Here is a 24664-nt window from a genome sequence, read left to right on the forward strand (position 1 = left end):
TATTCTTATTCCATAAAAACAAACCTAATAGGATTTCCTATTCATATGACTTTGTGTTATTTAAATATTTATGTGTTTATGCCAAAGTTTGTATTTAAAAAGAAATATGTAACCTACGTTAGCTTTCTTATACTTTCACTATTTATTATGTTATTAGTAAAGTTTAACCTAACATACTATTTGGTAAGTGAAAATGTTTGGCCCGAAGGAACTGAAGTTATTAGTAAATTAACGCTGAACTATTCTATTGATATGATGATTGGCGAACTATATGTAATTACATTTGTTACAGCTATAAAAATTACAATGGATTGGTTAAAAGAGCATAAGCGATTAACCGATTTAGAAAAGTTACAATTAGAAACAGAGCTACTCTTTTTAAGAAGTCAAATTTCCCCACACTTCTTTTTTAATACATTAAATAATATTTATGCACTTTCATTAGAAAACTCAAGTAAAACTCCAAAAATAATTATAAAACTATCAGAGTTAATGCGTTATCTTTTATATGAAACTAAAAAAAAGAAACAAAGTTTAGAAAAAGAAATCATTTGCATTCAAAATTATTTAGATTTAGAACGGATTCGTTTTGATGAAAAATTAGAGGTTAATATGACTATTTCTGGAGATATTAAAAATAAAAAAATTGCACCAATTCTATTATTGTCATTTATAGAAAATGCTTTTAAACATGGAGCAAATAAAAATATTGGAAAAATTAGAATTAATATTGATTTTAATATCATTGAAAATTTTCTTTATTTTCGCATAGCAAATCCTATTCCAACAGAAACAAAATATGAACAACAACTTAATAAATCTAGCGGAATTGGATTGCAAAATGTTAAAAAAAGATTAGCGCTAGGTTATAAAATTGATGAATATAATTTAGATATAAAAACAATAGATAGTTTATTTATTGTAGAACTAAAAATTAAAGTATAATGAATATAAATTGTATAATAATTGACGACGAACCATTAGCGATAAACGTAATTAAAAGTCATTTAAAAGAATTTCAAGACCTACATTTAGTGAATACTTTTAATAATGCCATTGATGGATTGTCTTTTTTAAAAGAAAATAAAGTTGATTTAATTTTTTTAGACATAAATATGCCATTGCTTGATGGTTTTAGCTTTATTAAAAGTTTAGAAAAAAAACCCTTAATTATTATTACAACAGCTCATACTGAATTTGCAGTAGAATCATACAATTTAGATGTTTTAGACTATTTAGTAAAACCAATTCCTTTTCAACGTTTTGTAAAATCTATCAATAAAGTTTTTAGAATTTTCAGCAATCCAAACAAAACTATGGTAACGGCAGAAAGACTAAGTATTTTTGTTAAAATTGATAAAAAGAAAATGAAAAAAATTTACTTAGATGAAATACTTGTAATTGAAAGTTTAAAAGATTATTTAAAAATAAGTACTTTGTCGAATAAGTTTATAATTCACCAAACACTAAGTAGCTTTACAGAACAACTACCTTCAAATAATTTCATTAGAATTCATAGATCTTATACAGTTGCTATTGATAAAATTGATACAATTGAAGGAAATAGTGTAGAAATAGCAAACATACGATATACCATTGGAAGATCTTATATTGATGAAGTTAAACAATGCATTTTAAACAATTAGTTTACAAACTATACGAATCCATCCAATATTTCAAAATAAATTTATAATACAAAAAACCCTATAAACATTGAGTTTATAGGGTTTTGTTGCTTTTTGTGTTTTTAAAAGTGGAGAAGATGGGACTAGAACTATTTTTTTAAACCCTTATAATATAGGAGCTCCAGAAGTACCGTTTTTGTACTGACACCGAATTAGTCCCTTTTTATTTAATTCGATATGTATTCGTTTATGATATCTACCTCTATTCCAGAATATTCTGAAAATTCATTGATAGTTACAAATTGATGTGGCTCCTTCCCAAAATGCGCTTTTATTTCATTGAGTAGTTTCCTTCCATAGCGTTCACTTCTGCCAGTGATACACTGAATATCTTTTGGGTATATGCAAGCTCTAATTATTTTCATCTGATACTCTATCCATACTTTATCCTACCGGTATGTATACTTTATCTATATGCCTTTATTCGGAACAAAAAGATTGTTTCGGAATGGATGGTTGTTGGTTTTTTAATTTTTATTTAAAGATAGGTTCATTTGTTGAGAATTAAAAATTTAAGTAATTATGGCTAGACAAAAAGGCATTATCAAATTAAAAGGAACTATCGGAGATATTTCTTTTTACAAAACAAGTGATGGACACCTTGCTCGTGAAAAAGGCGGTGTGGATGCTTCAAGAATTGCAAATGATCCTGCGTTTCAAAGAACGCGTGAAAATGGCTCTGAATTTGGAAGAGCTGGTAAAGGTGGCAAGGTTATCAGAAATGCCATTCGTTTATTGTTGCAAAATGCAAAAGATAAACGTGTGGTGAGCAGATTAACTACTGACTTATTGAAAGTAGTTAAAACAGACGCAACCAATGAAAGAGGTTTAAGAACCATTGAAAATGGAAATTTCACCTTATTGAAAGGTTTTGAGTTTAATGTGAACGGAAAATTGGGTGCTACCTTATTTGCGGATTACAGAGCTGATTTTGAAAGAACTTCTGGTGAAGCAGTGTTGGTGATTCCTCCTTTTTCACCAAAAGTAAGAATTGCAGCTCCTGCAGGAACAACTCATTTTAAAGTATTGATGGGCTTGGCGGAACTAAATTTTGAAGCTGAAACTTCAAAATTTGAAAGTGATGAAACTGCTATTTTACCGTATGATTCTGCGGACACAAGTAATATTGATTTGCTTGTTGGTATTGCTGCGGCTTCTACCAAACCGGTTATTCAAGTAATGGGCATTGAGTTTTATCAAGAAGTGAATGGGCAAATGTATCCGTTGAAAAATGGTTCTTACAATGCGCTTGCCGTTATTGATGCCACTGTAGCCTAATGAACCTGGTATTACAACGCACGTATTTTAAAAAGGGTACCAATGGTGCCCTTTTTATGAATGACAGCTTTGTGGGTTTTTGCATTGAATTGCCCTGGAGAGAAAACACAAAACGAGTGTCGTGTATTCCTGAAGGTAACTATGAATTAAAACCAAGGTATTCTGAAAAGTTTAAACATCATTTAGTGCTGCAGAATGTACCTAAAAGAAGTTTGATTTTGATACACCCAGCCAATGATGCCAACAAAGAATTACAGGGCTGTTTGGCGCCTGTAAGTTCTCTTACAGGAATTGCCAAAGGATTGCAATCTCGGATTGTATTTCAGAAAATACTTTCCGTTTGTTACCAAGCTTTTGAGCGAAAAGAAAAAGTAACCTTAACCATAAAATCATAAAAGATGAAACTAATAGAACGATATCAAAAACCAACACCTTCCTTTTTTAGAACATTAAGAAATATTGGTATTGCTTTAGCAACTGCTGGAGGTGCAATTATTGCAGCTCCCATCGCATTGCCTGCAACCATTATAACCATTGCAACTTATTTAACTGTTGCCGGAACTGTGGCGACTGCTGTAAGTCAGGCGGTGGTTTCTGACAATGAAAATGATACCAATGGCGAATAATGACATACAACTGCGCTCTGGAATTGTTGGTGGTACTTTTCTATCCACTATTTTTAATATCACTTTTAATGATATTGTTTTTACAATAATTATGGCTGGAATTGGAGCAGTTGTAAGTTTTTTTGTTTCTTGTTTGTTGCGGAGGTTGTTTACAAAAAAATAAAGCCTAGCTATTTTTTAGCTAGACTTTTATTTACGGTTAGTATATGAAAAGTAGGCGATTTCGAAGCACTAAACTTTCGGTTAAGCACAAACTTTGATACGAGCTGAAAGTCTTGAACTTACTGCTGTTTCGCCTATTTTTTATATATTGTTACCAGCTGGGTTTTATTCGTTATTTCACTTAAAGTCTTAAATCAATTAGTCGCAAAGTGTCTTGTATTAAATTGTCTAACTCACTAGCAGTAATTGTATGTGGGTTTATTCCTATTGATGTATAGTTTGGCAAAGGATTACCATGGTGTGGCATCCAAGAAACGCTATTAATAAGATTTAAAGTATTTATAATATCAACACGGTTTGCATTATCCCTAAAAACAACACCTGATGTATCTAAAAATAAAATTAAGTTTCCAAAAGTACGCTGTCTGGTCATTGCTCTCAGTTCTCTATAAAATTTAAATCTTAGATACGACTCTAAAACGTTCCTTAACCATCCAAAAACAGTATCTTTTTTTGAGTGGTCGGGATTAGCTCTAAAATCTTCTACTGCTTCAAGATGTTTGAAATAATCATTTTTTACTAATTCGTCAAGATTGCAAGGTTCTAATTCTGATGCATTAGCTGCAAAATTTTGTTTAATGCTTAAAGAACTTTTATTTGCATTAGGAATGTCTTTGCCAATTGAGTGTAAGAAATATTCATTATGACTTAATACAACTACTTGTTTAAGGTCTTGCAAGGCAGATTTTATAATTCCAATGGTATAAGTACGTCTATTGGTGTCTAGGCTAGATAAGGGGTCATCAAAAACCAATATTTTGTCTGAGCGATTTGGGTCGATATCTAGTTTCGACAAAAAGAATGCCAGTGCAATTGTACTTTTGTCTCCTTCGCTCAAACATTCTTTTGCACTAAGTGGTTGATTTGTGTCAAATGATATTGGATTACCATCAATTGTAAGGGTATAATTTATTTTACTTTGCGTAGCTCTTCCTTGTGGTGCAATATGTTCTACACTGTCAATTCTAAAAGGTGTTTTAAAAATAGTTCCTAAATAATGATTAATACGGGTTTGGTAACCACTAAAAAAAGCAGTTGCTGCCGTATTCTGTTGTTGTATTAAAATTGGGTATGCTACTGTTAAAGTTCTTAATCGTTGTTTCTCTGCTATTAGATTATCACAAATTTGAACAATAGGCGTCTCAAATCTTTTCTTAATTCTTTTCAGTCTGTCAACTTCTAATTGAGCATTTTGAATTGTTTGAATTCCACTTTTGAAGGTAGTTATTGCACCATTGTACACTGTAACACTTTGATTATATGAGGTAATATTTGACGTTAAATTCTGTAATGAAGTTTGAAATGCAAGTAATGAAGTTGTACTTATGGTACTTGTTGGGTTTTGTATTTTTTGCTCAACTAATGCAATCAGTGTTTGTAGTTCGGTCTGTAAAGTATTTCCATCTGAAATCAAAGAACTTATTGGTGCTTGAACTGTATTTGGTAAATGATTTGCCCAAAGGGCAATTTTGCTATTATTTGCAGTACAACCAGTATTTACAGCTTGAATTAAAGCCGTCAAATTGAAATTTTGAAGTGAAGTCAAATGAGTTCTAAGTCTTAATAGAAAAGCATTAAATTCTTCATTAAACTTACTTGTGTATGCATTAATAATATCCATATTATTATCAATATTCTGCTTGCAGAAAGGACAGTTTAATTCCGTTCCATCCGTAGATTCCTTGGAAGTAACATAGTTAAAACCAGATTGAAGCCAATTTTCTGGTGACTGAATGGTATTTTTATTTAAGTCTTGACAGTGACTTGAGAATAATTGTTCTAATGTTTGATTTTGTATGGATTGTATTGTTGTCTGTAAATCTGTTAGTAAGGTTGTAAAATTGATATTTGAACTAAAAGGAGCAATTGGTATCGTTAATTGTAAAGTTTGGATTATAGAATTCGCATTTGCATTTGTCAGCCTTAATTCTGCAACGGTAATAGCTTGGTCAATACCATTAGCGTCCGCTGATGGTATTGCTAAAAAACTAGTAATTAGTTCAGAAGTCAAATTGTTTCCAACTTGCTGTATTAATTGTAACTCTAAAGCAGTTAGATTTTGTTTTGAATTAGCTTTATCTAATTTGTTTTGTTCAATTTGGTTTTGGATAGCAATGCCTTGAGCACCAATTACAAATTGATGAAGTTGCTTTTTGTGCTCTTCATTAAAGTCAAATCCTGAGTATATATTATCATTAACAAAATGAATGTCAAAAATCTCAATGTTTGGAAATGGTCTAGTCCATCCAGAGGCTCCAAAAGTATGATGGATAATTGGTGTTCCAGTTTGCGTTATTTGAGCAGCTTGAGGTTGTGTATGTGCAGTAGAAATTCTACTTCTGATTATAGAAGGATTATCTGAGGTAAGTGACCTTAACACTGAGGTTAAAGTTGTTTTTCCGCCACCATTATCTCCATAAATTAAAGTTAGTTTATTAAAATTAACTTGTCCTGAAGCTGTATAATCACGATACTTCCCAATTGATACAAGTCTCTCGATTTTATTAATCATTCTCTAATTTCTTTGATGTTCAATGTTTCTTTTACCTTGCTGGTAACGACGAGTTTGAATATGATTTGTGCGACTGGAAAATCGAAGATTTTTCGGTTGTAGCAAATCGTTTGTTGAATGTTTGTAGTTTGTGTTAGTTTAATTGTAAGCATAAATTATATGAGGTGTTAGCAACCGTTATATATTAAATAATTTAAGTTGTGTTCCAAAATTCATAAAATTATCCATTTCTAAAAATGATTTTCCTAACGAATTTAAATTGAAAAATAATCTATAAAAATGTATTTCTCCACTACCATCTTCTAATGGTCTTATTTTCGGGTAATCTTTTCTCATTTTGTGAAAATCTTCATAAGTTCCAATATAACATTTATCTTCTGGATCCCAAATTCCATAATTTTCCATAAACTCATCTTCTTCCTGCTGTTCATAATATTCTTCATCTACTTCAAATTCTGCCCAAGGAAATAATATTTGTAATGAAGTTGAATTATTAAAATGATAATAACCAGTTTTACTAATTAAAACATCTTCAGAGTCAATAGATTTAATTATTCTAAATTCCGCTTTTCCACTTGTTTTGTTTATCCATTCGTCGATTTCTAAAATAAGTAATCCGTCATCATTAATGAATTTGATTAAATTCTTATCTGACGCAATTTTTTGAAACCTTTGTAAGTATAACGGTAGTTTATTGGTGTTTAATAATTTTATTTTATGATTTATATCTAATGTTTTAGTTTTTGGTATCTCAACTTTCCAACCTTTGGCTGTCCTTGTAATTTTGTCATTTTTTATTTCTTGCCAAATTGTTAAATCCGTTTTTGGATTATGTAAGATTATTATAACAGGTAAACTATGATTCAGCCAATAATCCAAATGGTCTAAAGAACCTCTGTAAATAATATCTCCTAATTGATCTTCCTGAAAGTAGCTTTCTCCCGTTTTTATCTGAATTGCTAAATACTGTCCTATTGGGTTTCCATTTTCAGCGACTTCAACTGTCATATCAATTCCAACATCCGATTGGAAAATTGTTCTAGGTATCCATTCAAAATCTTTTAGGAAAATACTTTCAACTTTGTTAACTCCGATTCTTTCGGTATTTGTAAATCTTGTTCTGGACATTGGTTTTTAATGGTTGCTAACTGGTTATATGCATTCTATTTTCTCTTTTATCCCTTAAGAAATAAAAGTTAAAACTAATTTTAGATAATTTTATCATTTGTTGAAATTGCAATTTTTTCAATGTACTAATTTAGTAAAAAAGTGATTAAAAAATATGGTTGTTGTTGATTTTTAAATAAAATATGTCTTCATTTGGAATTATTGATATTTTAGAAATTTAGTTGAGACCCTGAAACAAGTTCAGGGTGACGTGTTTCTTAGGATGCCCTGAATTACACTAAGACTTCGCTCTGTGACCGAATTCAGGATGACGTTTCAAAATTAATAATCTTGACTATTAAATTTTCTTTTTTGGCTACCTCAATCATGTGTTTAGTTCCTTTACTTTTCCCATCCCAGAAGGCAATTAAGGCATTGGCATAATTTACCATTTGTTCGTTGCGTTTTGGCCCTGCTGCTTTTCCAAATCTATTCCAATCTGCAGGGAATTTTGTTAATCGAAATCCTTTTTCAGCTGCGTATTTTTCTCCAAGTAAGTCAGCTCCTTTGTAATAAGCTCCACTTACAATTTCAACATCGGTTTGATCCTGGAGAATGTTGTCACAAATTTCACATAGTTTTTTGTAGTCGGTGAAGCTTCGGCTTCCGGCAATAATAATTTTCATAGATTGTTTTTGTTTTATGATGGTGAGATCCTGAATCACACTTCGACTCCGCTCAGTGACCGAGTTCAGGATGACTGTTCAGCACTTATTAAATACCTAGCTGTAAAGCCAGGCATTTTGTTTATAACATTTTAAGACCTCAACAACGCAATTTTTAATTGCTTGATTACTGACAATTGTAGCTTGAGATTTTCTTCAAAAGCATTGATTTTCTTCAATTTTTCAACTTTGATTTTCCATTGTTGTTTCTGGTTATTTTGAAGTGCTTCATTTATTACTTTTTTAGCATCTGAAATACATATAAATGGAATCACACTTCCTTTTAGATAATAACTGAAGTATTGACCTGTTTTAAGTGATAAGCACAAGTAATACAAGGATTCCCGGGTAGGTTCTGCAGCTGTTGTAATCACAAAACAGTTTGGACAAGGCTGGTTCATCGGCCTGCCGCTGTTTAGGCCTTTCGATAAGATAAAAAAGTGCGGTGTGTTGTAGGTTCTTCCTAGTTGATGAGTTTTGATTTCAAAATTAGACATAGGTACGCAATTAAAGTTATGCTTCACTGCGTTCCGCACACATAAATTTTGAAACAAAAAGGAAAAAGAAAGCAATGTTACTGGTTGTGAGGGGTAGCCTGTCAAGGTTTTTGAGAAAAATATTTTGAGGATGAATGATGGGTAGAGGGTGATGAGGTTTTTAGAAAAAGTTTTTTTGTATTCAAGAAAATATTTTTTTCAAAACCCGTAGGGCTTGACCTTGAAAGGTGTTGTGCGGCAGGAGATGGGAACAACCGATTTTTGCTATCTTTTTTATTTTTTTATACTTGAATTATTGTTGCTATGTTTATTTAAGATGTTTCAATCGCAGGTAATCGCACGACAAATGCGATAGCATTTAGGCGAGCCGCCAGGCGAGTTGAACGAAGGGTGTTGGGGCAAAAGCACGTTGCTTTTTCAGCATAAGTGCGTGCAACAACTACGTGGCACACGCAGGGTTGGCGCTGTTTTTGCCTACTTTTTTTACAATCAAATGTATGAGGTGGAAAAGGCAAGTGCAAGATATGAAGTGAAGAATGCAGCGTGCTGTGTACTTCGCTTTTGGTTGAGAACTGATTGTTTTAAGTTGTTGGTTTGATAGAATGCTAATTATTAATTCTGTTGGATTAGCGAAGTGCCAAAACGAGAAATGATGAACGAAATATCTTGCTCTTGTGTGTGTTTGCAATATGGTTTAATCGCGAGTGATAAGGAGTGATTAAATTATATGCAAAATGGATTTTCTCATTCTGAAGTAGGTACTGCAAAAACTGTGACAACCCGATTAGCCCGGAGTGAGCAGCAGGCGAGCCAAAATTATGAAACAGCGGTTGTACCCAATAAAATGACTTGCGAAGCAAAACATTAAAGGGTTTGGGTGCAAAAAATAGCTGTGGGTGAGGAATGCGTGGAATGTGTGCAATAAAATAAGTGAATGCGCTACAATGAGCACCCACTGGAGCACAAATTGTAGTGCAATGAACGACAAGTACAAATGCGACAAAGGAGCGTTTTTAATTGTATTTTATGGAACAAAATGGAGCAATTGACGAACACCTTATTACCTGCACGAATGTTTGTAGTTTGTTGTGTCTATTCTTATGAAAATGGATTTAAAAAGCGCAAAGGCAAAGATAAATGCTGACCATCGGAAAGCTTTTATAAGCGGAATTGGAAGCTGTATTTAGTGAAGTGCAACGGAACGGAATACTGCTGGAAATGGGGATTTTATTTATAACACAATGGCAACAAAAACGTTGAAATGAATCTTAAATTATTTTAAGTTTATTGTTAAATATCGGTTGACTTTTCTTTTGTATTCTATGTAATTTATTTTATGCACAGACTGTAAATATCCCTCTTCCTCCAAAATCATTTTATGAAAAATGGCTACGAGTAGCACATATAAAACGATTAAGATAATAGAAGGAAAAATTAGAATGTATCCTAAAAAAAGAATGTTATAAGATAAAAAATAAGGGTTTCGACTAATGCTATAAATTCCTGTTGTAATTAATTTGGTTTCTTGATCATATTTTATACCTACTCTCCAAGAATTTTTCATTTCAATTAGTGCAAAAACACCTACCATAAAACCAATAAAAACAAGTCCAAACCCTAATGTTTTAACCCAAGCGTATTCTGATATGTCAATTTCAATAAACCATTTAGGTTCAAGTAATGTTAAACGGAGTATTATTAATACGTACATAATTGACGAAATTAAAATCGACATTGATAATTTTAATGATTTTCCTCTTATGGATTGCTTTGTAGCTAAATATGTCTTTATATTTCTAATTGCAAAAGCAAGAATAAAAAACACAAGTATGAGCCCTAAATATATTTTTTCTATCATTTCTTATATCGTTTTCCTTTATAATTTGCAGAGATATTTATTCTCTAAAAGTAAATTGATTTATTTAATTCCACTTCATTTTTTGAATACGAACTGCATTTAAAATGGCTAATAATGCAACTCCTACATCGGCAATAACAGCTTCCCACATTGTTGCCATTCCCCAAGCACCAAGAATTAGTACCAGTATTTTTACACTCAACGCCAACCAGATGTTTTGCCATATAATTTTGTTGGTTGCATTTCCGATTTGAATAGCAGTTACAATTTTTGAAGGTTGATCGGTTTGTATTACAACGTCGGCAGTTTCAATGGCTGCATCACTTCCTAAACCTCCCATTGCCATACCTACATCAGCTATTGTAATTACAGGAGCATCATTAATTCCATCGCCTATAAAAGCAATTGTTCTTCCCATTGCTTTTAATTTTTCTACTTCTGAAATTTTATCTTCAGGAAGTAAATCTCCTATTGCCTTATCAATTCCTAATTTATTTGCAATGGTGTCAACAACTGCTTGTTTATCGCCCGAAAGCATTACTACTTCAATTATTTTTGGGATTTTATGTAAATTGATAATTGCCTTTAGAGCATCCTCTTTTAAGGTATCAGAAATAGTAATATATCCTGCATATAGCTGGTTTATGGCAACAACAACAATTGTTTTATCATTTGAATCTATGGCTTCATCAAAAGGAATCTTGAATTTTTGTAACAATTTAGAATTACCAGCCAAAACTTCATACTCCCCAATTTGCCCTTTCATTCCATACCCTGAAATTTCTTCAATAGCCGTTGCTTTTAATTTTGAGTTATCAATTTTTACATAATTGACAATTGCTTGTGCAATGGGATGTGTAGAATTGGATTCTAAGACAGCTACTAATTCTAAAAATAAATTCTTATCAATGTTTGAGGTTACAATTTCCTGAACTTCAAAAACACCTTTTGTTAAAGTGCCTGTTTTATCCATAACCACAGTATCTACTTTGGTTATTAAATCCAAATAATTAGAACCTTTAAATAAAATACCATTTTGTGATGCTGCACCTATTCCACCAAAATATCCAAGTGGTATAGAAATTACCAAGGCACAAGGACACGATATTACTAGGAATATTAAGGCACGTTGTAACCAAACTTGAAATATATAATTATCCCCAAGAAAAAAGTAGGGTACTATAACTAATGCAATTGCCAACCAAAAAACAATTGGGGTATAAATTTTAGCTAAACGACTAATTAAAAGTTGGGTCTTTGCTTTTTTACCAACTGCCTCTTGCACCAATTTAAGAATTTTAGAGAGTTTGGTGTCTTCAAATTTACTGGTAACTTTTATTTCTATGACTTTGGTAAGATTTACCATTCCTGCTAGCACTTGCTCTCCTTTCTTACTGTTTTTAGGAACGGATTCTCCTGTTAATGCAGCTGTATTTAAAATGGCATCATTTGAAATTAATTCGCCATCTAAAGCTATTTTTTCGCCTGCTTTAACCCTTATTATTTGACCAATTTTAACATCTTTGGGATGTTTTACGAAGGTTAATTCATTCTCAATAATTGTTACTTCTTCAACCTGAACTTTTAACAAGGCTTCAATAGATCGTTTGGCTTTGTTGACTGCACTTTCTTGAAATAGTTCTCCTACTACATAAAACAGCATAACAGCAACACCTTCTTCATAGGAGCCAATTAAAAATGCACCTAAGGTTGCAACCGACATTAGAACAAACTCATTGTATATTGATCCTTTAACGATTAATTTTACAGCTTTTAAAAGAACAGGACCACCAATAAGCATATAAATTACACCAAACCAAATTAAAGGAATAGGTGCTCTAAAAAAAGGAACTTCAAAAAAATCAAAACCAATACCCAACACAAGAAAAAGCAAACTAATTATTGGAATTATATACGCTTTGTTTATGGCTAAAGTCTTATTAGATACAGTGGTATCTTTTGTATAATCTATTGCACAGGCGCCATCTTGGCATTCGTTGTCTTTACTCATCATTTGAACTATTTAAGTCAAAATTAAGTAAATAGTGTATGCAATGGAAGTGCATTAATTTGAATTGCATTTGTTGCAAATGCCTTTTACAACGAGATTTACATCTTCAGCAATAAAATTTTTAGGTAAACTTATGTTTGGTATTTTGTGGTCTGTTAAACAACTAGTTTCATTACATAATTTGCAATGAAAGTGCAGATGTAAATCAGTGTCAATTTCACAATGACAATTTTCTTCGCATAAAGCGTATTTTGTAACGCCTGTTCCATCGTCAATTTTATGAGCTAATTCACTTTCAACAAATGTTTTTAAGGTGCGGTACAATGTAGTTCTGTCGGATTTAACAAAATACTCTTCAACATCGGTAAGGCTAATAGCGGATTTTTTATTTAAAAGAAATTGTAAAACCAACAGTCGCATTGCTGTTGGTTTTACGTTATTTTTCTTTAATATTTGTTCTAATTCAATCATATTAAAAATCAATTTTTTTTATTGACTTCCCTGTTTTTATCTTATAAGCATCATTCACATCAGAGACATAAATAATACCATCGGCTGGATAAGGGGTTTTTGCGTTTTCACAAATTATTTTAACTGCTTTTTTAACTTCTTCATTTTGACAAATCAATTCTAATTTAATCACCTTGCTGTCTGCAAAATGAAATTTTAACGAAGGTACTGAATCTTCTCTTTTATAAGCGCCTGTTCCTTCACATTCAGATAATGTAACACTTTCAAATCCATTCTCTTTAAGAGCTTCTACAACATTTTCTAATTTTGTAGGTTTTATAAATGCTTTAATTTCTTTCATTTTAAAATATTTTAATGGTCGTGTCCCTCAAATTCGCCCTTGTTAAGCTCAGAATTTACATAATATGCACCTTTTGTAACTATTAAGATGTTTTTCTCCATAGGATTGGAAAACTGTACTTCTGAAAATCCTAAATCCGAAACGCCCTTAATTACTTGAATTTTTTCAAGTACAAGATCATCTTCATCCTTTTCTATTTGAACAAAAATATAATCCAATCCCTTTTCATTTACAAATGCTTCATCGGGTAGCGCGGCAACTAATTTGCTATCTGTTGAAATTCTGGCTTCTACAAACATACCTGTTAGCAAGCCTTCGTGTGTACCAATAATTTTAGCGTGTACTTTAACAGATCTGGTATCTAAATCAAAAGCTTTTCCTAAAGCAAAAATTTCAGCTTCATACATTTTATTAGGTCTGGTTGAAAGTGTAAACGCAATTTTTTGACCGATGCTTAATTTTTCAATGTCTTTTTCAAAAACATTTAAACCTAAGTGTAAGAAATTATTATCTACAATTTCAAACATTTCTTGTTCAGGCGCAACAGATTTTCCAATATTAATTTCAATTTTTTGAATAAAACCTTGAATTGGTGCGATTACAGGAATTGATGCAACAATGACTCCTTTTTCAATAGCAGCAATGTTCATACCCATAAGATTTAGCGTAGCTTTAGCGGCATTTAAATCGGCTTTGGCGTTCAAATAAGCAGCCTCAGCTTCTTGAAATGCGCGTGCAGAAGTAATTCCATCTTTTTCTAATTCTTTTTTTCTTCCATAATCTTTTTCTAAATAGGTTAAATTACTTTTAGCAGCTAGATAGGCACGTTGCATTGAAATAATTTCGGGATTGTTTAATGTTGCAATTATTTGACCTTTTTTCACAAAATCTCCTTCAACTACTGCAACACTTTGTACGCGACCGCCTATTATAGCACTAACACTTGCCATATTTTGAGGAGGTAATTCTAATTGACCATTTACCTTTAATGAAGCACCTAAATTTAATTGACTAAGATTGCCTAACTCTATGCCCATTATTTCTAACTGGTTTAATTTTAAGGCTACTTTATTAGGGGTTTCTTCTCCTTCATTATGACCTTCCTCTTCGGAATGTTCATTTTTATGGTCGTCTCCTTCTGTATGTTTTGACTCGTTATTTCCACAACTTATAATGGTTAGAATAAGTATCAAAAGCGTGCTTATTTTTAAAATATTTTTCATCTTAATTGTATTTTCCTGTTAGGTAATTAATTTCGTTAACTGTTTGATTGTAAAGATTAAGAGCGTTTAAATAATTGCTTCTTATTTCCATCGATTGTTCTAAAAGAGCCATATATTCTACATAGCCAATTTCTCCTTCTTTGTATGCTTTAATAGCAGATGAAAATAGCTTATCGGCTAATAAAATACCTGTTGAATTATAATAGGCTAAAGCAGCTTTTTGCTTATCATATTCATTGAGTTTTGTTTTCAGGAGCGCATTTAAATCTAATTTAGATTGCTGATAGTTTAATGAAGCTATTTCAGCATCTTTTTTGGCTGCCTGAGATTTACCTTGTTGTGCTCTAAAAAACAAAGGGATTTTAATACCTATTTCAAATCCTGAGAAATTTTTAACACCCTCAATTTGTTGATTGAAATAACCTGCAGATAGGTCTGGAAGAAATTTTGCATTCTCTAATTTATGTTCTCTTTCTTTCACTGCTATTTCATTTTGAAGCGATAAAAGCATTGGATTATCTGAATTTTCTTCGATGGTAGCTTCAAAAGGGATTTTTTCTAAATTTTTGTTTGAAATTTCAAAGGAAGCATCGCTATTCATTAATGATTGCAATCGCTTGGTTACACTTTTAATGTCTAACTCTACATTAGATTTTAATAATCTAATGCCTTCTTTTTTACCCTCTGCAGCAATTTTTTCTATTAAATTCGTTTCTCCAAGTGCGTATTTTTTTTCAGCAATTAAGGCGAAATTTTCATACTCTTTTTCCAGATTAGCAATTAAATTAGCTTTGTTTTGCACAAACCACAACTCTAAATAGGCAGCCCTTACAGCACTTTCTAACTTATTTTTTTCAACACTTAAATTGGTTTCACTCAGTTTAATTTTATCAGCTTGTAATTTAGCTTGCGTTCCATACAGTGTTGGAAATTTAAAATCTTGTGAAATACTTACATTATAATCTTGTTGAAGTCCGTTTAATTGTCCTTTTGTATAGGAAATTGCCGTTTTATCTAAATCAAAAGCTGATTTTTTTAAGTTTTGTTGTTTTTCAATTTCTAAATGAGCACCTTTTATTGTAGGATTGTTTTCCATTGCTATTTTAACGGCATCATTAATAGAAATAGTTATAGGAGCAGTTTGAGCATAGGTTTTATTTAACGCCATACTAAACACCATTCCAATAATTAAAAGTGTTGTTTTAGAATCTTTCATTTTAAGTTTTGATTTAAAAGAAGTACCATTTTCAACAAAGTAATACAGAATTGGCACTACTAAAAGGGTTAATAGCGTTGATGAAATTAAACCACCTATAACAACTGTTGCTAAAGGACGTTGTACTTCTGCACCTGCTGATGCTGAAATTGCCATTGGTAAAAATCCCATAATAGCTGCAATTGCAGTCAATAAAATTGGTCTTAACCTTTCTTCAGTAGCTGTAAATATTCGGAGTTTTATGTCAGTCATTCCTTCCAGTTTTAAACTGTTAAATCTACTTATTAAAACAAGTCCATTTAAAACCGCTACACCGAACAAAACTACAAATCCTACACCTGCTGAAATACTAAAAGGCATACCACGTAAGGATAAACTTAAAATACCACCAATGGCAGCCAAAGGCACTGCCATATAGATCATAGCCGCCTGTTTTATTGAGTTTAATGCAAAGTATAGTAGTATAAATATTAAGAATAAAGCAATAGGAACAACAATAGAAAGGCGCTCTTTTGCTCTTAATAAGTTTTCAAAAGACCCACCATATTCAATAAAATAACCTTCAGGTAAGTTCAATTCTTTATCTAGTTTTAGCTGAATATCTCCTACCATAGATGCTACATCTCTTCCTCTTACATTTACACCTACAGAAACTCTTCTATACGTATTGTCACGTGAAATTTGCATAGGACCAGGCTTGTAACTAATATAGGCTAATTCTTTTAAAGGTATTTGAGTATTTGTATTTGGAAGGTCTACAAAGAGATTTTTTAAATCTTCAATACTCTCTCTGCTATTCGCTGCGAAACGCACTACTAAGTCGAAACGTTTTTCTCCTTCAAAAATAATTCCTGCATTTGCACCGGCAAAAGCGGTACTTACATATTTATTTAATTTATCGACGTTTAAACCGTATTTGGCTAATTTTTCACGTTGATAAATTACTGTGATTTGCGGTAAACCTTCAGTAGCTTCAGCACGAACATCAGCAGCGCCATCCACCGTCTGTATGATTTTTGCCATTTCTTCTGCTTTTATAGCTAAAACATCTAAATCATTTCCATATAATTTAATAGCTACATCTTCACGAACACCAGTAAGTAGTTCATTAAAACGCAATTCAACAGGTTGGCTAAATATAAAATTCACACCCACAATTGTTTTTAATTTTTCTTGCATTAGTGCTATTAGTTCTGCTTTACTTTCTGCAGAAGTCCATTTATTTATATCTTTTTCTAATATTATAAAGCAATCGGCAATATCCATTGGCATTGGGTCGGTAGGGATTTCAGCAACACCTATTCTACCAACAACAGTTATAACTTCAGGAAAATTATTGTTTATAATTTTTTCTACCTCTTCAGATACTTTTATAGATTCTGATAATGAACTACCAGGTTTCATAATAATTTGCATTGCAATGTCTCCTTCATCTAATTTTGGAATAAATTCGCCTCCCATATTTGAAAAGATAAATGCTGCAATTATAAAGAGTCCGCCAGCTATTGCAATGGTGGTTTTTTTAAATTTTAAAGCACCTTGTATTAAAGGTTTATACACTTTAAAAATAGCCGCCATTACTTTATTGCTAATGTTGTTTAGCCAAGTTTCAGTACGCGTAAATATATTATTTTTGTCTTGCGGGGTTGGTTTCATAAATAAAGAAACCATTACAGGCACATAGGTTAAACACAATAATAAAGCACCTAAAACTGCGAATCCAAATGTATATGCCATTGGTGTAAACATTTTACCTTCAACACCTGTTAAAAATAAAATTGGGGTAAATACAATTAGAATGATAAGTTGTCCGAAAAAAGCAGCATTCATCATCATACTACTAGATTTATAGGTTAACTCATCCATTTCAGCAGTAGTGATGTTGTTTTTGTTTTTCTTGAGACGTTGCTCAATATGATGCACAGTTCCTTCAACAATAATTACCGCGCCATCAACAATAATCCCGAAATCAATAGCTCCTAAGGACATTAAATTTGCCCAAACGCCTGTTGCTTTCATTAAAATAAAGGCAAATAATAATGACAGCGGAATAATTGATGCGGTTAATAAACCACCTCTTAAACTTCCTAAAAGAAGAACTAGTACAAAAATTACAATTAAGGCACCTTCAATCAAGTTTTTAGAAACGGTACTTGTAGTACGTGCAATTAAATCGCTCCTGTCTAAAAACGGTTTTATTTCTAAACCTTCTGGTAAGGATTTTTGAATATTCGCAATTCTTTTCTGAACATTTTTTATAACCTCATTTGGGTTTTCGCCTTTTAACATTAACACTTGCCCACCCACAGATTCTTGTCCGTCTTCTGTAAAAGCACCATAACGTACCGCTGATCCAAAACGCACTTCATCAGCCACATCTTTTATTAAAATAGGGGTGTTTTCTACATTTTTTACAACAATATTTTCAATGTCTGTTAAACTTCTTGCAAGACCTTCACCACGAATAAAGCTTGCTTGGTGATTTTTTTCGATATATGCGCCACCTGTATTTGAATTATTGGTTTCCAATGCTTCAAAAACCTCATTGATACTAATACCCATACTGTTTAATTTGTTTGGGTCTAAAGCAATTTCATATTGTTTCACATTTCCTCCAAAAGAGTTTATTTCTACTACACCAGGCACTAATGCCATTTGACGTTTGATAATCCAATCTTGAATGGTTCTTAAATCAGACGGTGAGTATTTAGTTTCGTACCCTTTTTTTGGAACAATAGAGTATTGGTAAATTTCGCCTAAGCCAGTAGCGATTGGTGCCATAAAAGGTTTTCCAAAACCAGCAGGGATACTTTCTTGAATGGCTGTTAATTTTTCTTGAACCAATTGACGCGGTAGGTAAGTGCCCATATCATCAGAAAAGACAATAGTTACTACTGAAAGTCCAAAACGAGAAACGGAGCGTAATTCTGTAACACTAGGTAAATTGGCAACTGCCAACTCTACAGGATAGGTCACAAATTGTTCAATATCTTCCGTTCCTAAATTGGGAGCTACTGTAATTATTTGAACTTGATTATTGGTAATATCGGGTACTGAACCCAGTTTTATGGTTAACATTGAATATATTCCAGCCCCTATAAGAACTAAAATAAATAGGCCTACAATTAATTTATTATTAATTGAAAAGCGAATGATTTTATCGATCATTGTTTTTTAAGATTAAGTTGTTAATATTTAAAATCAACCTTCGAAAATGAAAGTAGATTAAATTGTATTTATAACTTAAACTTGGGGAGGGAGGTAAATTTTGGAGTAATAGTTATTGGAGAATGATGTGCTATAAAAGGTAGCTAATTCTTTTGAAGGTATTTCAGCATACACCACATAGTCAATATGATTTAAAGGTTCGATAATGTTAACAGAACAACAACTACACATACAAAAAGGAGAACACATATCTGAATGAGAATGATTGTCTAGATTGACAATTTCAGATACTGTTTCTGATTGTTGTTTGTTATAGCTTACATCGTCGCAAGGTAATGCAGACAATGAGAGTATAAATAATGCTAGTATGGTTGCTGAAAATTTCATTATGAATGCAAATATAGTTAAATTATATGTGCAATGGTGTTGCAAAAAAACTTTGAGCCTATGGTTTTGTTAAGGGATTAAATTTTTAGTTAAATAAGGAACAGATTGCTTCCCTGCAGTCGTAATCATGATTTTTATAGGATGCCCTTGTAATTGCATTTTATGGAACTAAATGGAGTAATTGACGAACACCTTATTACCTGCACGAATGTTTGTAGATTGTTGTGTCTATTCTTATGGAAACGGAATTGTTAGTTGTTCGAATTATGATGAGATCCTGAAACAAGTTCAGGATGACGTATCAAATGCGCAAAGGCAAAAAGTAAGTGCTTGCTTTTTTCAGCAAGTTCTTACTGTACGGAATTGGAAGCTGTATGCAATGAAGTGCAACGGAATGGAATACTGCTGGAAATTGGGAGTTAATTAATTCTATATTTCTCCAAAATTTCCCAAGGGGATAACCCTGAATTAGAAGACCATACTCTTTTAAGAACAAATGAATTTTCTTCAGCTATGAAAATTTCATCAATATAAGTTTCTAAATCACCAAATTTATTGCCATTATAATTATTTGAGATATAATCTCTAGTTATTTTTTGACCGTATGCATCTGGTCTTTTAACTTTGTCATAGCCTCTACAACCTGAATCTTGATATAAAACCACCAATGTACAACCACCTTCCATTAAACTCCACGGATGAGTCCGATGTTCATCACCAACCCAAAATATTCTGGTTTCTTTTTTTCTTAAATTATTAAGCTGCAGGTTAATAAATGATTCATACTCTTCTTGATTATAGTTTTTTGGAGTTACTCTATTAGAATGATTAAACAAGGCAGGAATTTCACTAATTTCAATAACTTCACCTTTAAAAATAGAAAATAACGTTTCAATAAACATTTTGTCAATTAAAACATATTTAACTATTGTATACTCTTTTTCATCTGGAGCTTTACTAACATTCACAACTGTAAGGTAAAAAGGTTCATTATTTAAAGTCGAAATTTTGAAAACACTGTGCGGGGTCAATGGATCTGATAACCTTTTAATGTTTTTTAATGCAAAATTTGCACCGTATGAGAGCATTTTAGTAAAATCGTCAACGTTTTCTATAAAAGTAAAGGGCTTCAGCTCTTTTTCATCATCATACCAATCAGCCTTTAATTCAGAATAAGGAGAACGGGCCCTATCAATTAGCATATAAGCACCCAATATAAAAATAAAAACAACTTCTAATGCAAGGAAAATAAGGTTATAGTATCCATTGAAAACGAGCCAAGAGTTATCTATATACGCTTGTAGGAAGATTTCAAAATTGTTTTGAAAATTGAATAGTAAAATATACCCAGATTTTAGTGCTGGAGCAATATCATAACTAGAAAAAAGATTTATAAACAGTTCGTAATTTAAGAAGCCCACATAAAATACATATATATGGCATAGACCTAAAAAAAGTGATGCAAAAAAGGCATATTTAACATTTCTATTATAACTAAAGTAGCTATTAAAACTTGCGAAAATTATATAAAAAACGCAAAAAACAGCAATAACTAAACCTTTCAAAAAAATATTTGTTAAGTTTGAGAGTAATAAACTATACGGGATTGTTATAAAAGGAATAATGACAAAGACCCCTAAAATTAATTGAAAAAAAGTTTTACTAGATATCTTACCTGACGGCTTATAATAATTTAACATAATTTAAAAGTTGAATTTTCTTTTTAATGCTTGAAAATGCTGCAATTGTTCTTTCCATATTACATATAATTTTATACAATACAATAATTCTTTTTTTATTTTACTTATTTTAGCAATATTAGAATTAAAGACAATAATTCCTAAGACCTAAAAAAATAGAAAATAGAATATTTGCATATTTTATTTTTTGCTTAAAAATTATTTCGAAATTATTAATCATTTCCCAAATTAAAATAGAAGGTTATATTTATTTAAGGCGGTTTAGTCTAACCAATTATTAATATCTACTTTTTCAATTATTGTTCTGCCGAAGCCATTTAATTCGCGACAATGAATTGTTAATATACCTGTTTTTTCCAAGGTTAAAGTTTGTTCAATTTTTAAAGTTCCTTTTGGTTGTGGTTTAAGATTCTTAATAGAGAAATTTATAATTTTTTTCTTCGTTTGCCATAGCGTAGCAATTTTTGAATTCTTATTTATACCACAATTATTCGGTTAACTTCTATTCTTTTTAAAATTCTCTGCTTGTTCAAAAATATCGTGATACACCTCATCTCGTTCAACTGGTGGGTAACCGAATTCATCTAATAATAAAATCAAACCAACTTTTAAGGCTGCTTTTATATCATCTCTTTTGCTCCAATCAGGAAATTTGGCTTGGGCATCAACTAAATCCTTAACAGCTTTAGCTAATTCTATTAATTTATCTTCAGGGTATCTAAAATCGTATTTAACACATAGCTCCTTTAAAATATCATAAAATGCTTTTTCTTCAAAGTCAATGCCTAATTCATCACCAGCTGAAAATTCTTTATGAACCTCCCAAATTAAGTTAGTGAGCTGTTCTGCCATTTCTTCATATACCTCACTTCTTAATACATCATCTTCTTTTCTTTCATTGTAACGTTGTACCAATACTTCCATTTTTTTAGTGAAATCAATTCCTTTAATTTTATTCACTTTTTTCATTTCACCAATTACTTTGGCTAGTAATTGTTGTAATAATTTAATCTTGGTATTTGGTAGTTTAATTTTATCAATTTTAGCTAAATAATCTTCATCAAAAATATCTTGTTCCTTTTCATTATCTTCTCCTAATTTAAATATCTCCTGTACGCCATCACTTTGAAGTGCCTCTTTAATCATTTCTCTAACCTTGGCATTCATTTGTGCTGTATCTGGAGCATCACCTCTAGTTAATTTGAATACAATAGACCTTACTGCTAAATAAAAGTGAATGTAATCTCTTTCAATTTGAGCTAATTGTTCGCTACCTGCACAAATATCATATGCCGCTTTGAGTCTTTTTACCAAACCCATAAAACGTGTTTCGACTTCTTTTGTTAGTTGCGCATATTCGGAAGCCATATTTAAGGTATTCAATTGCTCTAAAGGAGAACCATTGAAATATTTTTCACCATTGAATTTGTGAAATATTTTAGCCAATAGGTCTAAATGATTCCGTACGACTACTATAGATTGTTGGATATCCTCAAAATTCTCTTCTTCACCTTTATTATACTTAGCTAATGCGAGGTTCATTTGTTTTTTAATCCCAATATAATCAACAACTAAGCCTTTATTTTTGTCTTTAAATTTTCTATTTACTCTAGAAATTGTTTGAATTAAATTGTGTTGTTGAATAGGCTTATCGATATACATACTATCTAAAAATGGGACATCAAAACCTGTAAGCCACATATCCACTACAATTGCAATTTTAAAATTGGATTTTTCATTTTTAAATTGTCTGTCTAATTCTTTTCTATATTCTTTAGTGCCTAACAAATCGTACATTTCCTTAGGATCATCTTTTCCTCTAGTCATGATCATTTTAAGACGTTCCATAGGTTTGATTTCTCTTTTGTCTTTATCCGTTAAGACAACACCTTCTTCTGCTATTTTTACAACTGCCCATTCTGGCCTTAACTTAATTAAGTTCTTATAAAACTCATAACCAATTTCTCTGCTACTACAAACAAACATTGCTTTTCCTTTTACAGTAGCACCTTCATCTACTCTGTTTTCATAATGCTTTACAAAATCTTCAGCTAAAGCTTGTAACCTATCAGGATCTCCCAAAATGGCATTCATATTGGCTGATTGCTTTTTACTTTCTTCTATTTGATATTCGTTGGCACCATCTTCTTCTGCAGCTATGTAGTATTCTTCAATTTTTTCTAATTCGCTATTTTGAAGTGCAATTTTTGCTGCACGACCTTCATATACAATTCTTACTGTAATTTCATCTTTTACAGATTCAGTCATTGTATAGGCATCAACTACTTTTCCAAAAACATCTAATGTAGCATCAATGGGTGTACCTGTAAAACCTACATAAGTAGCATTTGGTAAGGAATCGTGGAGGTATTTTGCAAAACCAAATGATTTTTTCACTCCTTTTTCTGTTACTTGAATTTTTTGATCGAGGTTTGTTTGACTTCTATGGGCTTCATCAGAAATACAAATAACATTTGTTCTGTTCGTAAGTAATTCAGTATCTTCGGTAAACTTATGTATGGTTGTTAAAAAAACACCACCGCTTTGTCTACCCTGAACTAATTCTCTTAATTCAGCTCTGCTTTCAACACTTATTATTGTATTATCTCCTATATAATTTTTTGCATTTGTAAATTGACCTGAAAGTTGGTCGTCTAAATCTGTTCTATCGGTAATAAGGACAATTGTTGGGTTTTCAAAGTGCTCGCTTTTCATTAATAAGCGCGTTAAAAAAAGCATTGTAAAACTTTTTCCACATCCTGTAGCACCAAAATAGGTACCACCTTTTCCATCTCCTTCTGGTTTTTGTGCAATTTTGATGTTATCATATAGTGCACGTGCAGCATAGTATTGTGGATAACGACAAACTATTTTTTCATCTTTTTTAGAACTATCGGGAATGTAAATGAAATTTTGGATAATATCCCGTAACCTGTTTTGCTGTAGCATTCCTTGAACTAACGTAAACATACTATCAATACCATCAACTTCTTTTGCTAAACCAGCCACTCTTCTCCAGGCATAATAAAATTCATACGGTGCAAAAAACGAACCTGATTTGTTGTTTACACCATCGCTAATTACACAAAAAGCATTGTATTTAAAGAGTTCTGGAATGTCTCTTTTATATCGGTTTGTTAGTTGTACATACGCATTGTGAATGGTACAGTTTTCTTGAATTGCTGTTTTAAATTCGAACACTACAACAGGTAATCCATTAATGTATAGGATTCCATCAGGAATTCTTTTTTCAGTACCTACAATTTCTAACTGATTTACAAATTTATAAGTATTCTTATTTTGTTTAGAATAGTCAATTAAATATATCCAAATATCCTTTTGGTTGCGATTTTCTCTTTTAAAAATAAAACCATCGGATAGCCATTGCATTATTGTTTTATTACTTTCGTATAAATCGGCACTAGAAAGTGTTTTTAACTGCAATATTATGGTATCAACTTCTAGTTGAGTTAAGCCTTCTTTTTTATATTGATTTAATAAAAATTGACGTAAGTCTTCCTCGATTAAAACCTCATCTTCAGCTCTAGTAATTGAATTTCCAACAGCGTGCGGAAAACTTTCATTTTCTAAGAGTTCTATAAATGCTGCTTCTAATTTGGCTTCTGTGAATTTCATTT

Annotated in this window: 20 protein-coding genes; 6 read left to right on the forward strand and 14 right to left on the reverse strand. The window is 31.6% G+C overall.

Translation table 11 applies throughout. From position 1 onward, the window contains the following. The first annotated feature begins 147 nt into the window (after positions 1-147). The gene (locus JEY78_RS02250; protein ID WP_367158757.1) at positions 148-945 is read left to right on the forward strand and encodes a sensor histidine kinase; all 798 of its coding nucleotides are present in this window, start codon (positions 148-150) and stop codon (positions 943-945) included. Next, entirely contained in the window at positions 945-1646 is a 702-nt protein-coding gene (locus JEY78_RS02255) for a LytTR family DNA-binding domain-containing protein (RefSeq protein WP_291846446.1), read from the forward strand. The genes JEY78_RS02250 and JEY78_RS02255 overlap by 1 nt, the downstream gene beginning before the upstream one ends. A 206-nt stretch (positions 1647-1852) precedes the next feature. On the opposite strand, the gene JEY78_RS02260 is transcribed toward JEY78_RS02255, so the two are convergent. Next, entirely contained in the window at positions 1853-2050 is a 198-nt protein-coding gene (locus JEY78_RS02260; protein WP_291846448.1) for a hypothetical protein, read from the reverse strand. Positions 2051-2207: 157 nt separating this feature from the next. Here JEY78_RS02260 and JEY78_RS02265 point away from each other — a divergent pair, with 157 nt between their 5' ends. The 4 genes from JEY78_RS02265 to JEY78_RS02280 are packed head-to-tail and all read left to right on the forward strand — an operon-like array spanning position 2208 to position 3752. Then, positions 2208-2963 (forward strand): hypothetical protein, encoded by a 756-nt coding sequence (locus tag JEY78_RS02265; RefSeq protein WP_291846450.1) that lies wholly within the window; start codon positions 2208-2210, stop codon positions 2961-2963. After that, positions 2963-3358: a DUF5675 family protein gene (locus JEY78_RS02270; RefSeq protein WP_291846451.1), complete on the forward strand. Its 396-nt coding sequence runs from the start codon at positions 2963-2965 to the stop codon at positions 3356-3358. Before JEY78_RS02265 ends, JEY78_RS02270 begins: the two co-directional genes overlap by 1 nt. Before the next feature lie 3 nt (positions 3359-3361). Beyond that, positions 3362-3589 carry a hypothetical protein gene (locus tag JEY78_RS02275; RefSeq protein ID WP_291846453.1) on the forward strand — a complete coding sequence of 76 codons (228 nt, stop codon included), beginning with the start codon at positions 3362-3364 and terminating at the stop codon, positions 3587-3589. Continuing rightward, positions 3579-3752 (forward strand): hypothetical protein, encoded by a 174-nt coding sequence (locus JEY78_RS02280; protein WP_291846454.1) that lies wholly within the window; start codon positions 3579-3581, stop codon positions 3750-3752. The genes JEY78_RS02275 and JEY78_RS02280 overlap by 11 nt, the downstream gene beginning before the upstream one ends. Positions 3753-3932: 180 nt before the next feature. Here JEY78_RS02280 and JEY78_RS02285 read toward each other — a convergent pair whose 3' ends face one another. The 13 genes from JEY78_RS02285 to JEY78_RS02340 form a co-directional block, all read right to left on the reverse strand. Beyond that, positions 3933-6323: an AAA family ATPase gene (locus JEY78_RS02285; RefSeq protein ID WP_291846456.1), complete on the reverse strand. Its 2391-nt coding sequence runs from the start codon at positions 6321-6323 to the stop codon at positions 3933-3935. 177 nt (positions 6324-6500) lie between these two features. Beyond that, entirely contained in the window at positions 6501-7451 is a 951-nt protein-coding gene (locus JEY78_RS02290; RefSeq protein WP_291846458.1) for a DUF4365 domain-containing protein, read from the reverse strand. Positions 7452-7753: 302 nt separating this feature from the next. Beyond that, on the reverse strand, positions 7754-8155 hold the full coding sequence (locus JEY78_RS02295; protein ID WP_291846460.1) for a DUF2493 domain-containing protein: 402 nt from the start codon (positions 8153-8155) through the stop codon (positions 7754-7756). A 92-nt stretch (positions 8156-8247) separates the two neighbouring features. Continuing rightward, a complete protein-coding gene (locus JEY78_RS02300; RefSeq protein WP_291846462.1) occupies positions 8248-8652 on the reverse strand; it encodes a hypothetical protein in 405 nt (134 codons plus the stop codon). A gap of 1273 nt (positions 8653-9925) precedes the next feature. Further along, positions 9926-10510: an isoprenylcysteine carboxylmethyltransferase family protein gene (locus JEY78_RS02305; RefSeq protein ID WP_291846464.1), complete on the reverse strand. Its 585-nt coding sequence runs from the start codon at positions 10508-10510 to the stop codon at positions 9926-9928. Positions 10511-10574: 64 nt separating this feature from the next. Further along, the gene (locus JEY78_RS02310) at positions 10575-12524 is read right to left on the reverse strand and encodes a heavy metal translocating P-type ATPase (RefSeq protein ID WP_291846465.1); all 1950 of its coding nucleotides are present in this window, start codon (positions 12522-12524) and stop codon (positions 10575-10577) included. Positions 12525-12575: 51 nt separating this feature from the next. Next, positions 12576-12992 carry a Fur family transcriptional regulator gene (locus JEY78_RS02315; RefSeq protein WP_291846466.1) on the reverse strand — a complete coding sequence of 139 codons (417 nt, stop codon included), beginning with the start codon at positions 12990-12992 and terminating at the stop codon, positions 12576-12578. A gap of 1 nt (position 12993) precedes the next feature. Then, the gene (locus JEY78_RS02320; protein WP_134248645.1) at positions 12994-13332 is read right to left on the reverse strand and encodes a P-II family nitrogen regulator; all 339 of its coding nucleotides are present in this window, start codon (positions 13330-13332) and stop codon (positions 12994-12996) included. Between the two features lie 11 nt (positions 13333-13343). Next, positions 13344-14555, reverse strand: a complete 1212-nt coding sequence (locus tag JEY78_RS02325; protein ID WP_291846467.1) for an efflux RND transporter periplasmic adaptor subunit — start codon at positions 14553-14555, stop codon at positions 13344-13346. Between the two features lies 1 nt (position 14556). After that, entirely contained in the window at positions 14557-18939 is a 4383-nt protein-coding gene (locus JEY78_RS02330; protein WP_291846469.1) for a CusA/CzcA family heavy metal efflux RND transporter, read from the reverse strand. Positions 18940-19014: 75 nt separating this feature from the next. Then, the gene (locus tag JEY78_RS15750) at positions 19015-19326 is read right to left on the reverse strand and encodes a DUF6660 family protein (protein WP_367158763.1); all 312 of its coding nucleotides are present in this window, start codon (positions 19324-19326) and stop codon (positions 19015-19017) included. A 419-nt stretch (positions 19327-19745) separates the two neighbouring features. Further along, positions 19746-20891 carry a hypothetical protein gene (locus JEY78_RS02335; protein ID WP_291846471.1) on the reverse strand — a complete coding sequence of 382 codons (1146 nt, stop codon included), beginning with the start codon at positions 20889-20891 and terminating at the stop codon, positions 19746-19748. Between the two features lie 630 nt (positions 20892-21521). Further along, complete coding sequence (locus JEY78_RS02340; protein ID WP_291846473.1) at positions 21522-24662, reverse strand: type I restriction endonuclease subunit R; 3141 nt, start codon at positions 24660-24662, stop codon at positions 21522-21524. Between the last annotated feature and the right edge of the window lie 2 nt (positions 24663-24664).

The organism is Lutibacter sp. (genome assembly GCF_016342705.1).
Taxonomy (GTDB): domain Bacteria; phylum Bacteroidota; class Bacteroidia; order Flavobacteriales; family Flavobacteriaceae; genus Lutibacter.